The sequence below is a fragment of the Brevundimonas sp. UBA5936 genome, assembly GCA_002430835.1.
Classification (GTDB): Bacteria; Pseudomonadota; Alphaproteobacteria; order Caulobacterales; family Caulobacteraceae; genus Brevundimonas.
The window spans coordinates 39,581-52,443 of record DJDA01000127.1; the positions used below are offsets into that span (position 1 = coordinate 39,581).

Here is a 12,863-nt window from a genome sequence, read left to right on the forward strand (position 1 = left end):
AAAACAGTGACGCAGGCGACGCCGAATGGGGACGGCCCGCCTGGGTTTCAGATCAAAAACGAGGGGTGATCGAATGAGACTGTCTGCGTACCTGAAGACCGGCACGATTATCGCCGGTCTGGCCGTCACGGCCGCCGCCGCCGCCCAGCCTGCCTGGGCCCAATCCGAAACGCCGGCCTCCGATCCGGAAGCCAGCGCCGTCGCCGACATCGTCGTGACGGGTTCGCGTATCCGCCGTCCGAACGTCGAGGCGGCGACGCCCGTCAACGTCGTCGACGCCCAGGAGATCGAGAACACCGGCGTCACCAACCTGATCGACGCCATGTCGCGCCAGCCGCAGGTCGGCCTGGGCTCCTCGGCGTCCAGCACGACCAACTCGGTCGCGGGGCAAGGGCTGGCCACGCTGAACCTGCGTAACCTCGGATCGAGCCGCACCCTGGTGCTGGTCAACGGTCGTCGTCACGTCGCCGGCACGGCGGGCACCAGCGCGGTGGACGTGAACTCCATCTCGAAGACGACGATCGCGCGCATCGACACGGTGACGGGCGGCTCTTCGGCGGTCTATGGCGCGGACGCCGTGGCCGGGGTGGTCAACTTCATCACCAAGCAGGACTTCGACGGCATCGCCATCCAGACGCAGTATGGCTCGGCCGATGGTCCGAACACCTACTACGGCTCGGTCGCCGTGGGTCGGAACTTCAATGACGACCGGACCAACATCATGGGCGCGCTGACCTATGACAAGTCCGAGGGGCTGTTCCGCCACGAGCGCGACTACGCCATGAGCTCCCTGGCCGAGATCCCGAACCCGAACAAGAAGAGCGCCAACGACGGCCTGCCGTCCTTCATCATGGCGCGGGATGTCTACACCAACACCCAGAACGACTTCTTCACGCCGGTCATCGTCACGCCGATCGGCGCCAACAAGGCCTTCGCCCTGACCTTCACGCCGGACGGCAAGCTGGTCCCGTTCGACCGTGGCCAGATCCTGTACGACGGCGCCGGACGCGAGCAGAAGCTGTCGATCGGCGGCGACGGCTTCAAGCTGCGCGACGACATGCTGCGCACCCCGGTCGAGCGTTTCGGCGGCGAGTTGCAGCTGCGCCACCAGTTCCAGCCCTCGGGCGACTTCATCAGCGAACTGAACCTGTTCGCTGAAGCCAAATACTTCCACATGGAGGCCAGCAGCCAGGCGCGGAACGGCACCTTCGCCGACAGTTCGCCGGGCATGTCGACGGGCAACGCCTATCGCATCCAGGCGGACAACGCCTTCCTGCCCGATGAACTGAAGACCATGCTGGCGCAGGCCAATATGACGTTCTTCGACATCAGCCGGATCGATACCGACATCGGCATCCGCACCACGGAAAGCGTCTACGACACCACGCGGTTCGTGACCGGGGTGGACGGCGCCTTCAGCAACGGCTGGCGGTTCGAGGCCTACGTCAACTACGGCCAGACGGAATCGGAGTTCACCAACTTCGACCGCCTGCAGAAGGAGTTCTATGAGTCGATCGACGCCTGGCGCGATCCGTCGACGAACCAGATCGTCTGCCGCAGCGCGGATGCGCGGGCGCGGGGCTGTCAGCCGCTGAACCTGTTCGGGGCCTATCTCGGTTCTCAGGAGGCGATCGACTACTCCTATATCTACACCACCCGCAACGACCGCATCCGTCAGTGGAACGCGGTGGCCAGCGTCAACGGCGAACTGTTCTCCTATCCGTCGCTGTTCAGCGGCACCAGCCTGCCGGTCGCCTTCGCGGCGGGCGTGGAATGGCGCAAGGAAGCAAGCACCTCCGTGCCGGACATTCGTTCGCAAAAGGCGCTGATCTTCCAGAACACCCAGGCGAGAACCGAGGGCGCCTATGAGTCGAAGGAAATCTTCGGCGAGGTGAATCTGCCGCTGATGGCCGACGTGCCCTTCATCCAGTACCTGGACCTGACGGCGGCCTATCGCTTCCAGGACTACACCACCACGGGCGGCGACAGCAGCTATGGCCTGGGCATGGAGTGGACGGTCGACCGCAACATCCGGTTCCGGGCCAACTACGCCAAGGCTGTGCGTGCGCCGAACATCAGCGAACTGTTCGACGGCGGCAGTGAAGGCTTCGCCCTGTTCGACGATCCCTGCGACGCGACGCGGTTGAACCTGGGCAACTATCCCGCCAACCGTAAGGCGAACTGCGCGGCCTTGGGTCTGTCGCCGGAGTTCACCCAGTCGATCGCGACCAAGCCGTCCGTCAGCAAGGGCAACCCGGACCTGAACCCGGAAGAAGGCGAAACCCTGACCCTGGGCGTCGTCCTGACGCCGACCTTCCTGCCGGGCCTGGCGGTCACCGTCGACCACTACGACATCAAGATCAGCGACGTCATCGCCTCCTTCGGCGCACGTACGATCATCAACAACTGCGTCGACAGCCCGACCCTGGACAATCCGTTCTGCGGCAATGTCATGCGCGGCGCCGACGGCAACATCAGCCGCGTCATCAACCAGGTGATGAACGTCGCCGAATACACCAACTCGGGCTGGGACGTGACGGCGTCGTACCGCACGGACCTGGAAGCGCTGGGCCTGCCGCCCTACGGCTCGCTGTCGTTCAACGTGGCGGCGGGCTTCCTGGACGAGCTGACCTATGATCCGGTTCCGGGCGACGCCAGCGTGCGTGACGAACAGGCTGGCGAGGCGCCCAATCCCAAGCGCCGGGTCAACTTCCGCGTGTCGTGGGACTACGACAAGCTGTCGCTGTCCTACGCCAACCGGTACCTGAGCAGCGTCGTGCGCAGCAATCAGGACTCTGTCGGCTCGTATGAAGTGTGGAAGGCTCCGTCGTGGACGACCCACGACCTTCGCGCCGAGTATCGGTTCGACCGCTTCTCTGTCTTCGGCGGCGTCAACAACTTCACCGATGAGGATCCGCCGCAGACGCCGTTCACCTGGACTGGAACGTCGTTATATAACGGCTTCAACGCCAGCATCTATAACAACCTTGGCCGTTACGTGTACATTGGCGTGAACGCCCAGTTCTAATCCAGAATGGGAAGCCGTCCGGTCTCGGGCGGCTTCTCACCTTGGAGACGCCCTGGGGCGTCTGACTTCATTTTTGGGGGAGAGACGATGAAGACCCTGACCGCATACAGCGCTATCGCCGCCGCCGTCGGCCTGATGGCCTTCACCGCCGCCCCGACGCCGACCTTCGCCCTCACGGCGAGCGCCGTTTCAGCCGCTGCGCCGTCGGCGCTGGACGCCCAGTTCGAAGCCATCGCCGCCGAGGAATGGGCCTGGCGCCAGAAGGAGATGCCCTCGCGCGCCTCCAAGCCCAGCACCCTGCCGGACGTCAGCGCCGCCACCCAGCAGCGTCGTCTGGAATATTGGACCGCCATTCAGCGTCGTCTTGAAGCCATTTCGCCCGAGCAGTTGTCGCCGAACCAGCACACCAACTACGCCGTCTACAAGCATCAGATCGACAACTTCGTCGATGACGGGCGCCACCGCCTGTATGAGATGCCGTTCAACTCGGACAGCGCCTTCTGGTCGTCGTTGACGGGCATGGGCAATGCGACCTTCACTTCGGTCGAGGACTATGAGCGCTATCTGTCCCAGATGCGGGACGTGCCGCGCTATTTCGACCAGCAGATCACCAATATGCGCGCCGGCCTGGCGCGCGGCTTCACCCAGCCCAAGGCCTCGCTGGTCGGTCGGGACGTGTCGATCCTGGCGGTGACGGAACCGACGGACGTCACCCAGAACCCCTTTTACAAGCCCTTCCTGACCATGCCCGCGACCATGGCCGAGGCGGACAAGCAGCGCCTGCAAGCTGCGGCTGTTCAGACGATCCAGCAGCAGGTCGTGCCGGCGCACCGCACCCTGCTGAGCTTCATCCGCGACGAATACATGCCGGGCGCGCGCGAGACCCTGGGCGCCAACCGCCTGCCGGACGGGGACGACTTCTATCAGACGCAGATTCGCCAATACACCAGCGTCAACCTGACCCCGGATCAGATCCACGCCATCGGCCGCAGCGAAGTCGCGCGCATTCGCGCCGAGATGGAAACGGTGATGCGCAGCACGGGCTGGACCGGCACCTTCGCCGAGTTCATCCACTTCCTGAAGACCGACCCGCAGTTCCACTATGAGAAGCCCGAGCACCTGTTGTGGCACGGCGCCTGGGTCATCAAGAAGGTCGACGGCAAGATCGGTCAGTATTTCAACCTGAAGCCGCGCGACACCTTCAGCCTGATCCCCGTGCCGGACGCGATCGCGCCCTTCTATACGGCTGGACGAGGCGGCAACGGCGTCTGCCTGCTGAACACCTATGATCTGCCGTCGCGGCCGCGCTACAACATCCCGGCGCTGACGGTGCACGAGTGCAACCCCGGCCACGCCTGGCAGGGCAATCTGCGCCGCGAGCATGAGCCCATGCCCGACTATCGCGCCCAGACCTACATCTCGGCTTTCGGCGAGGGCTGGGCCCTCTACACCGAGAAGCTGGCGGTCGAGATGGGCATCTATGAAGACGCCTATGAGGACTTCGGCCGCCTGACCTATGAGATGTGGCGGGCGGCGCGTCTGGTCATCGACACGGGCGTCCACTCGCAGGGTTGGACGCGCGAGCAGGCCGTGGCCTTCCTGAGCGAGAACACCGCCCTGTCGGACCATGAAGTCGGCACCGAGATCGACCGCTACATCACCTGGCCGGGGCAGGCCCTGTCCTACAAGCTGGGCGAGATCGAGATCGTGCGCCTGCGTCGTCTGGCCGAGGCGGAGCTCGGGGCTGACTTCGACATCAAGGCCTTCCACGATCACCTGCTGGCCATCGGGGTCGCCACCATTCCGGCCATGACCGCCGAGATGGAAGCCTTCATCTCCCAGAGCAAGCAAGCCGCCGCGGCGAAGCGATCTGGGCAGTAATTGACACCGGGCCGACGTCGGAGGGCGTCGGCCTTCCATCGCTGACAGACGCGCGTTGCAGATCGCCGACGGCTTTGTCAGTGTCGGGATTCTGTAAAGCGTATAGGGGGAAGAGCGCATGAGCGCTGGGGAATACAAGCTGGACGACGCCGACCGCCGCATCCTGAGGGTGCTGCAGCAGGACGGGCGGATCACCAATCAGGATCTGGCGGCCGCCTGCAACATGTCGGCGTCATCCTGTTTCGAGCGCGTGCGGCGATTGCGTGAGCGAGGGGTGATCACCGGCTACACCGCCCTGATCGATCCGAAGTTCGCCGAGCGTGAGCTGCTGATCTTCATCGAAGTGCTGCTGGACCGCACGACCTCGGACATCTTCGACCAGTTCGCCGAGCGCATCCGTCGTTCGCCCGAGGTGCTGGAGTGCCACATGGTGGCGGGCGGCTTCGACTATCTGGTCAAGGTGCGGATGAAGGACATGGCGGCCTACCGCATCTTCCTGGCCGACACCCTGATCGTCATGCCGGGCGTGCGCGAGACCCGTACCTACGCGGTGATGGAAGAGGTCAAGGACACCTCCGTCCTGCCGCTGTAGGGAAGAGGTTGCGGAGGCGGCCTTGCGCCGCCCCCGCAGCAGGTTCACCAGTAACCGCCGGGGCAGCTGCCGACCGCCTCTAGCGTGTAGTAGGGCGAGGTGGTCCCGTGAACCGGCGCCGCGACGACGCGGCCGTTCGCGCAGCGGTCGATATACCAGCCCACCTGAACCGTCAGTGTGGCGTCGCTGTAGAAGGTGCGATGGTACATGACGCCGGGGGACTGCGCTCCGGCTCCGACGGACAGCAATGACGTCGCCGCCGCCACGGACGCCAGAAGCACGGCATTACGAATCTTACGCAAACGCATCGGTTCTCTCCTGCCAGTGGGTGACGATGTCATCTCCACCGTTAACGACACAAGAGTCAATGACCGACGTTATGTGATTATGCGATGATGTCGGGCAGGATGCGATCCTGCAGCTTCACGATGTCATCACGCAGGGCCAGTTTCTTGCGTTTCAGGCGGGCGATCATGAGTTGATCGGGCGCGGGCAGCAGGGCCAGGGCCTCTATGGAGGCGTCCAGGTCCGCGTGCTCCTGCAACAGCAGGGAGAGCTGCGCACGCAGCGCCTTGTCTTCTTCGGACAGGTAAGGTTCGTCGTCGTTCATCGTCAGGCCCCGCAGCGGTGACGTTATAGCTGAGCTGGCGTCAGGCCGGAAGCAGGTCGGCCAGGGTTCGCAGTGCTGGACGAGGCACCACGCGGTCCCACAGGCGGGCGGCGGCGGCCATGGCGTCGATGGGCGGGTGCGGCGTCCCGGCAGATTCCGGAGACAGGGCCTGAAGCCCTTCCAGCAGATGACGCTCAGCGGCCAGTTCGGCGGCCTTCACCTGTTCGCGCACGGCCAGGCGGGCGTCGGTCTCCAGGTCCGGCACGGGCGTCTTCAGCGTGCGGCGCACGGCGCGCAGGGGGGCGATGGTCGTGGTTTGCCAGGCGCGGGCGGTGTCGCAGGCGGCCTCGATCGTTTCTTCGTCCGGGCGGCGGCCAGTGGCGGCGGTCCAGGCGGCCCAGAGCAGCAGGGGCACGTTCTGCTCGTGATAGTCCTGCAGCGACAGGCAGGCGTCAGCCACGCCCGGCGCGGCGTAGGCGGCGCAGGCCCAGGTCCACAGATCGTCGCTCATGCCTCAGCTCCGCCCTTCAGGCCTTCCCAGCGGCGCACGGCGGACCAGTCCAGGCCGAAGACGTCCAGCGCCCGCCCGACCGATTGGTCGATCATTTGCTCGAGACTATCGGGTTTGGCGTAGAAGGCGGGCAGGGGCGGGGCGATGACGGCGCCCATCTCGGCAAGCGCCGTCATGGTGCGCAGGTGGCCCAGGTGCAGCGGCGTCTCGCGCACCATCAGCACCAGGGGGCGGCGCTCTTTCAGCGTCACATCGGCGGCGCGGGTCAGCAGGGTCGAGGTCACGCCGGTGGCGATCTCGCTCATGGTCCGCACCGAGCAGGGCGCGACGATCATGCCCAGGGTGCGGAAGGAGCCGGAGGATATGGTCGCCCCCACGTCGTTCAGCCGATGGACCACATCCGCCTTGGCCGTCAGGTCGTCAGGGGTGAGATTCGTCTCCTGCGACAAAGTAAGCAGGGCGGCGCGGGTGACGACCAGGTGGCTCTCAACCCCCAGTTCGCGCAGGGCGTCCAGCACGCGCGCGCCATAGACGACGCCCGAAGCGCCAGAGATTCCAACGACTAGCCGAAGGGGCGCCGGCGCCCGAACGGTCGTGTTCACAACATCGGCCAAATTCGTCTCCAACCTGTCCGTGTCCGGAGCGGCGCGGGGTCACTGCAATGTGATTCCACACCCCGCCGAACCGGGCGCTCAGTGTAGTGGTCCCTTAGACATGGAGGCGCAAGCCATGACCATCGAGGCTCGTATTCGCGAACTGGGTAATCGGCATCGGTCGCTGGATGACACTATCCAGCAGGAGATGCGACGCCCCACCGCGGACCCGACACACCTCAGGGAGCTGAAGCAGCGAAAACTGCGACTTAAGGAAGAGATCAACAGTCTGGAAGCCCGAAGCCACTGACGGTTTCCCACCTGAAATAACGACGGCCCCGGAAGAGCAATCTTCCGGGGCCGTTTTGTCTCTAGGCGCTGGCTGGGATCAGTCGCGCGAGCCGAACACCGACTCGGCGGTGGGTTCGGCGCCCAGGCCGTATTCTTCCTCGGGCTCTTCCACGGCGACTTCCGGTTCGGCCTCGGGCTCGATGGGTTGCAGGACGCCGTTCTTGGCGTCGTCCTTGGCCTTCTTGTCGGCGGCCTTGCGCACCACTTCGTCCAGCTGCAGCTGGCCGGTCAGGCCCAGGGTCACCGGGTCGACCGGCTTGATGTTGGCCGAGTTCCAGTGGGTGCGGTTGCGCACGCTCTCGATGGTGGCCTTGGTGGTGCCCAGCAGCTTGGCGATCTGGGCGTCGGTCACTTCGGGGTGGTTGCGGACGAACCACATGATGGCGTCAGGGCGGTCCTGACGACGCGAGACCGGCGTGTATTTCGGGCCCGACTTGGCGGGCTTCAGCAGTTCGGCGTGGCGGCTGACCACGGCCTTCATGCGGTAGTTCTCGTCGTTCTGGGCCTTGTCCAGCTCTTCGCGGGTCAGCTGGCCGTTGACGATGGGATCGGCGCCGCGGATGTCGCGCGCCACGTCGCCGTCGGCGATGCCGCGCACCTCAAGCGGGTGCAGGCCGCAGAAGTCGGCGATCTGCTCGAACGAGAGCGAGGTGTTGTCCACCAGCCAGACCGCGGTGGCCTTGGGCATCAGGATGTCGGTCATGGGCATGGATCCCGGCGGTTGCGGCCCGAAAAACGGGCGTTTGAATCGACGGCGCCCGACCTTTTCGGCCGGGCGCGAGAAGGCCTTTATAGGTGATCTTGGCCGAAATGAAAACGTCGTCTGTCGTTGTCATACAGCGAAGGTTCATCTGTCGTGATGAACATTGGGGGCCAGGGCGCGTTGTGCGCCGAGAGAAACCTCGAAGGAGACCGTTTCATGAAGAAGTTCGTGATTGCAGCGGCAGGATTGGCCATGACGGCGGGGGGCTTCTCCGTCATCAACGTGAGCACGGCGGAAGCGCAGGTGATGCAGCGTGGCGCGCCGCGTGGGTCGTATGCGCAGAGCTGCACTGGGTCGTATGTGAACCAGGGGCGCCTTTATGCCGATTGCCGCGACATGCGGGGCAATATGCGCGAAACCTCGATTGAACTGGCGCGCTGCTCCAGCGAAGAAATCGCCAACCGCGACGGACGCCTGGTCTGCGGCCGTTTCCAGGGCGATTTCGAGAACGGCGGCCGTCCCGGCCGTCCGGGCGGCGGCTGGGATGACGGTCGTCCGGGTCGCCCCGGCGGCGGTTGGGATGATGGCCGTCCCGGCAACGGCGGCTGGGGTCAGTCCTCGATCACCGTTTATCGCGACGCCGATTACCGCGGTCAGTCGATGAGCTTCCGTAGCGAGGTGCCGAACCTGCGCAACGTCGGCATGAACGACGCGATCAGCTCGATCCGCCTGTCGCGCGGAACCTGGGAAGTCTGCGAGGACGCCAACTATCGCGGCCGTTGCGAGATCGTGCGCGGCGATATGCGGAACCTGGCCAGCACGGGTATGAACGACCGGATTTCGTCCCTGCGCCCGGCGCGCGGCGGCGGTCGCTGGTAAAACACCGGCCTGTTCGGAAGGTGAGGGCGGGAGGCTGCGGCTTCCCGCCCTTTTCTTTTAGGGCAGCAGAACGACCTTGCCGACGTGGGCGCCCGCTTCCAGATGGGCGTGGGCGGCGGCGGCTTCGGCCAGGGGGAAGGTCGCCTCGACCTGAGCTTTGACGGCGCCGGACGCGACCCAGGGCCAGACCGTCGCCTCGACCGCCGCGGCCAGGCGGGCCTTTTCGTCGGCCGGGCGGCTGCGCAGGGTCGAGCCGGTCAGGATGATCCGCTTCAGCATGATCCGCATCAGATCGACCTCGGCCTTGGCTCCGGTCAGGGTCGCGATCACCACCCAGCGCCCGCCAGGCTTCAGGGCGTTGAGGTTCAGTTCGGCATAGGCCGCGCCGACCATGTCCAGCACCACGTCGGCGCCGCCCGCTTCCTGGATGGCGGCGGCCAGATCGTGTTCGGTCGCGTCCAGGCTGACGTCGGCGCCCAGGGCGCGGGCGGCCTCGGCCTTGGCGGCGCCGCGTGAGGTGGCGATGACGCGGGCGCCCGCCGCCTTGGCCATCTGTATGGCCATGACGCCGATGCCGCTGGTGGCGCCGTGGATCAGCAGGGTCTCGCCCGCCTTCAGCCCGCCGCCCTCGAAGACGTTGGCGAAGACGGTGAAGGCGGTCTCGGGCAGGGCGGCGGCCTGGGTGAAGTCGAGGCCGTCGGGGATCGGCAAGGCGGGGCGATCGTCGACCACGGCGTACTCTGCGTATCCTCCGCCGCCCAACAGGGCGCAGACCTGGTCGCCGACGGCCCAGCGTGCCACGCCATCGCCTACGGCGTCGACCTCGCCCGCGACCTCTAGTCCCAGGATGTCCGAAGCGCCCGGCGGGGGCGGATAGCGCCCCTCGCGCTGGACGATGTCGGGACGGTTCACGCCCGCCGCCCGCACGCGGATGCGGATCTCGCCGGGCCCAGGCGCGGGCAGGGGGCGTGTCGCCAGGCGCAGGGCGTCGGCGGGGCCGCGCCCGTTCTCGATCTCAATGGCCTTCATGGTTGCGGACACGGCGGCTCCCCTGGCTTGCATTCCGGATCAATGCGGCGTTCACATAGGGGTTCATGCTCGAAATGGCCAAGGAGGCGAGGATGAGTTTCGAAGATCTGGAGCCCCGGCCGCAGCGCGGCGAGGCCCTCTCCGCCCTGGGGCGCGAAGACCTGGACCTCTACGCCGTGGACGAACTGCAGGAGCGGATCGCCGCCCTGGAGGCCGAGATCGCCCGGTCCCGCGCGGCGATCGACGGCAAGTCCTCGCAGCGCAGCGCGGCCGACGCGCTGTTCAACTTCCGCTGAGGGGCGGACGGTTGGGGACGGTTTCGACGGCCCTCTCCCGCAGAATCAGCTTCCGTGGCATGACGATTGCACCCAGCGGATGCATGAGATGCATGGATAGACGCCCGTGACAGCCATCGAAGCCGATCTGACCCCGACGCGCCTCGCCAGCGCCGAAGTGCTGGACTTCGCACGCTCGGAGCTGTTCGAGCGCACCTTCCGCGAAGGCATGGAGCTGGTCGAGGAGACCGCCGCCTATCTGGACGGCGACGGGCGGCAGGATTCGCGCCTGCTGTCGCGCGCGGCCGCCCTGTCCTATGCGGGCGAGAGCATGAAGCTGACGACGCGGCTGATGCAGATCGCGTCCTGGCTTCTGGTCCAGCGCGCCGTGCGCGAGCAGGACATGAGCGCCGAGGCGGCGGGCGACCCCCGCTATCGCCTGGCCGATCGCCGCATGGACGCCGAGCCGCGTCGCGGCGACCTGCCGATCGCCCTGATCGAATACGCCGTGCGGGCGGAGAAGCTGTACGACCGTGTGCTGCATCTGGACCGCCAGATGTACGTCGAGCCCGCCGAGGCGCCCACCAATCCCGTCCTGAACCAGATGGACCTGCTGCGCGCCGCTTTCGGCTGAGTTCCACCTCCCCATTTCATGGGGAGGAGAAGGCAGGGCGCCCTACGGCGTCACTTCATCCGGATCGATCGGCGCGTCGGCGATGACTTGGGGCAGGTTGACGGCGATGCCCAGGGCGTCGGCCAGCTTGGCGTCGCGCTTGTAGACGTCCTCGCGGAAGGCGACGCGGCCCTGACCGTCGACGAAGGCGGTCCAGTACAGCAGGCGCACGCCGATGTTGCGGCCGGTGGTCACGCGCTTGGTCTCGCCGCTGGCCTGGGCCGCATCGAACAGGGCCAGACGCTCGGGATCGGGCGACAGCAGCAGGCGGGCGAAGCCGATGGCGTCCTGCACCCGCACGCAGCCGTGGCTGCGCTGGCGCACCGACAGGTTGAAGGCGCCGCGCGCCGGCGTGTCGTGCAGGAAGATGGCGTAGCTGTCCTGCAGTTCGAACTTCACATTGCCCAGCGACGACTTCGGCCCGGCGCGTTGCACCACCCAGCCGTCGGCGTTGACGTACATGTCGTTGGCGGCCAGGTAGCCGGGGCCCTTCGGCAGGATTTCGCGGCGCGCGATGCCCATGGGCACGGTCCACGGCGGGTTGGCTACGACCGAGGCGAAGGGCTTTTCAAGGCTGGGGGTCTGGTTGGCGGCGGTGCCGACGACCACGCGGTTGGAGTGAACCGGCTTGCCGTCCTTCCAGTAGACCATGATGGCGGCGGCGGTGTTGACCTCGATCCGCTCGGGATTCAGGTCGCGCTTCAGCCAGCGACGGCGCTCCAGGTTCAGGGCGATCTGACGGGCGCGATCCTCGGCCGTGGCGGTCAGCGAGCGCTGGGTGGCGCCGCCGATGCGGCCGTCGGCGCCCAGGCCGTGACGGGTCTGGAAGCTGCGGACCGCCTGCTCGAGGTCCGGGCCGTAGGACAGGTTGCCCTTCAGGCGTTCGGCGGCGGCGGCGCTCAGGTCGCCCTCGGCGGCCAGGCGGGCGGTCAGGGCCGGGATGCGCGGGTCGCTGGTTCCCGGCTCGATGGTGCCGCCGATACGGAAGGCGGGCCAGCCGCCCTGACGGGCGATGCGGCGATAGCGGGCGTAACCGGCCGACAGATTGGTGTAGCCCAGGTCCGTCGGGGGCAGGGCGTCGAACCACTGGCTCAGCTTGTTGGCGGCCACGGCGTCGACCAGGCCGCGCGGCAGGTCGACGCTGTTCTTCTGCATCTCCCACAGCTCTTCGACCGTCTCGGGCCGGACGCGGCCCTCGGACAGAACCTTGGCGTAGGCCAGGGCGGCGGCGGTGGTGCGGATTTCAGCCGTCTCGCGGTCGGCGGCCAGGCCGACGAAGTCGAAGAAGTCCCCGCCGGGCAGGCCGTGGCGCTCGGCGCCGGCGGCGACCTCCTGCAGCACGCGAAGGCGGTCGGCGGTCCAGATCGGCTTGCCGCCGGTCAGTTGATAGACAGCGCGGACATCGGCCTGCTGGGCCGCGGGCAGGCGCCCGGCCTGGGCGTCGAAGCCGGCGATGAAGATTTGCGGGTCCGTGGTGCGCGTCTGGGCCAGCGCCCCGTTCGCGGCTGCCAGCGTCAGGCTCGTCGTGGCGACGCCAAGGCCCAATTCCCGTCGGTTCATCGTCTGTAACTCTTGTGGTCCGATATCGGCCCGGACCCAACGTCCACGCCCCAAGTAATCGAACGCGCCCATGTTAACGGTGTTCCGGGCAACAAAAAAGCGCCGGTCCTGGGACCGGCGCTTTTGTGGCGAACTTGTCGCACCAAGCGTGGCTTACTTCTTGATGAAGCCGCCGAAC

Annotated in this window: 14 protein-coding genes; 7 read left to right on the forward strand and 7 right to left on the reverse strand. The window is 66.5% G+C overall.

Annotated features, from left to right (window positions below; translation table 11 throughout):
* The first annotated feature begins 73 nt into the window (after positions 1–73).
* From B2Y21_RS13120 to B2Y21_RS13130, 3 genes are all read left to right on the forward strand, one after another.
* Positions 74–3,028: a TonB-dependent receptor domain-containing protein gene (locus B2Y21_RS13120; RefSeq protein WP_292060299.1), complete on the forward strand. Its 2,955-nt coding sequence runs from the start codon at positions 74–76 to the stop codon at positions 3,026–3,028.
* Positions 3,029–3,115: 87 nt separating this feature from the next.
* On the forward strand, positions 3,116–4,909 hold the full coding sequence (locus B2Y21_RS13125) for a DUF885 domain-containing protein (RefSeq protein ID WP_292060300.1): 1,794 nt from the start codon (positions 3,116–3,118) through the stop codon (positions 4,907–4,909).
* 118 nt (positions 4,910–5,027) lie between these two features.
* On the forward strand, positions 5,028–5,501 hold the full coding sequence (locus B2Y21_RS13130; protein WP_003165692.1) for an Lrp/AsnC ligand binding domain-containing protein: 474 nt from the start codon (positions 5,028–5,030) through the stop codon (positions 5,499–5,501).
* A 44-nt stretch (positions 5,502–5,545) separates the two neighbouring features.
* Here the strand turns inward: B2Y21_RS13130 and B2Y21_RS13135 are convergent, their stop codons facing one another.
* The 4 genes from B2Y21_RS13135 to B2Y21_RS13150 form a co-directional block, all read right to left on the reverse strand.
* Positions 5,546–5,809: a hypothetical protein gene (locus B2Y21_RS13135; protein ID WP_292060301.1), complete on the reverse strand. Its 264-nt coding sequence runs from the start codon at positions 5,807–5,809 to the stop codon at positions 5,546–5,548.
* A gap of 77 nt (positions 5,810–5,886) precedes the next feature.
* Positions 5,887–6,111, reverse strand: a complete 225-nt coding sequence (locus B2Y21_RS13140; RefSeq protein WP_292060302.1) for a YdcH family protein — start codon at positions 6,109–6,111, stop codon at positions 5,887–5,889.
* A 40-nt stretch (positions 6,112–6,151) separates the two neighbouring features.
* Positions 6,152–6,622: a TIGR02444 family protein gene (locus tag B2Y21_RS13145; RefSeq protein WP_292060303.1), complete on the reverse strand. Its 471-nt coding sequence runs from the start codon at positions 6,620–6,622 to the stop codon at positions 6,152–6,154.
* Positions 6,619–7,224, reverse strand: a complete 606-nt coding sequence (locus B2Y21_RS13150; protein WP_292060314.1) for a UbiX family flavin prenyltransferase — start codon at positions 7,222–7,224, stop codon at positions 6,619–6,621. Before B2Y21_RS13150 ends, B2Y21_RS13145 begins: the two co-directional genes overlap by 4 nt.
* 127 nt (positions 7,225–7,351) lie before the next feature.
* On the opposite strand from B2Y21_RS13150, the gene B2Y21_RS13155 reads away from it, so the two are divergent.
* Positions 7,352–7,525, forward strand: coding sequence for a YdcH family protein (locus B2Y21_RS13155; RefSeq protein ID WP_125900050.1), 174 nt, complete (start codon positions 7,352–7,354; stop codon positions 7,523–7,525).
* A gap of 78 nt (positions 7,526–7,603) precedes the next feature.
* On the opposite strand, the gene B2Y21_RS13160 is transcribed toward B2Y21_RS13155, so the two are convergent.
* Positions 7,604–8,269, reverse strand: a complete 666-nt coding sequence (locus tag B2Y21_RS13160) for a DUF1013 domain-containing protein (protein ID WP_125900051.1) — start codon at positions 8,267–8,269, stop codon at positions 7,604–7,606.
* A gap of 216 nt (positions 8,270–8,485) precedes the next feature.
* On the opposite strand from B2Y21_RS13160, the gene B2Y21_RS13165 reads away from it, so the two are divergent.
* Positions 8,486–9,148: a beta/gamma crystallin-related protein gene (locus tag B2Y21_RS13165; RefSeq protein WP_292060304.1), complete on the forward strand. Its 663-nt coding sequence runs from the start codon at positions 8,486–8,488 to the stop codon at positions 9,146–9,148.
* A gap of 57 nt (positions 9,149–9,205) precedes the next feature.
* Here B2Y21_RS13165 and B2Y21_RS13170 read toward each other — a convergent pair whose 3' ends face one another.
* Positions 9,206–10,177 carry an NAD(P)H-quinone oxidoreductase gene (locus tag B2Y21_RS13170; protein ID WP_292060315.1) on the reverse strand — a complete coding sequence of 324 codons (972 nt, stop codon included), beginning with the start codon at positions 10,175–10,177 and terminating at the stop codon, positions 9,206–9,208.
* Between the two features lie 92 nt (positions 10,178–10,269).
* Here B2Y21_RS13170 and B2Y21_RS13175 point away from each other — a divergent pair, with 92 nt between their 5' ends.
* Both B2Y21_RS13175 and B2Y21_RS13180 read left to right on the forward strand, forming a co-directional pair.
* Positions 10,270–10,473, forward strand: a complete 204-nt coding sequence (locus B2Y21_RS13175; protein WP_024353289.1) for a DUF1192 domain-containing protein — start codon at positions 10,270–10,272, stop codon at positions 10,471–10,473.
* A 106-nt stretch (positions 10,474–10,579) separates the two neighbouring features.
* Complete coding sequence (locus B2Y21_RS13180) at positions 10,580–11,086, forward strand: DUF1465 family protein (RefSeq protein WP_409410811.1); 507 nt, start codon at positions 10,580–10,582, stop codon at positions 11,084–11,086.
* 42 nt (positions 11,087–11,128) lie between these two features.
* On the opposite strand, the gene B2Y21_RS13185 is transcribed toward B2Y21_RS13180, so the two are convergent.
* The gene (locus tag B2Y21_RS13185) at positions 11,129–12,685 is read right to left on the reverse strand and encodes a L,D-transpeptidase family protein (RefSeq protein ID WP_292060305.1); all 1,557 of its coding nucleotides are present in this window, start codon (positions 12,683–12,685) and stop codon (positions 11,129–11,131) included.
* Between the last annotated feature and the right edge of the window lie 178 nt (positions 12,686–12,863).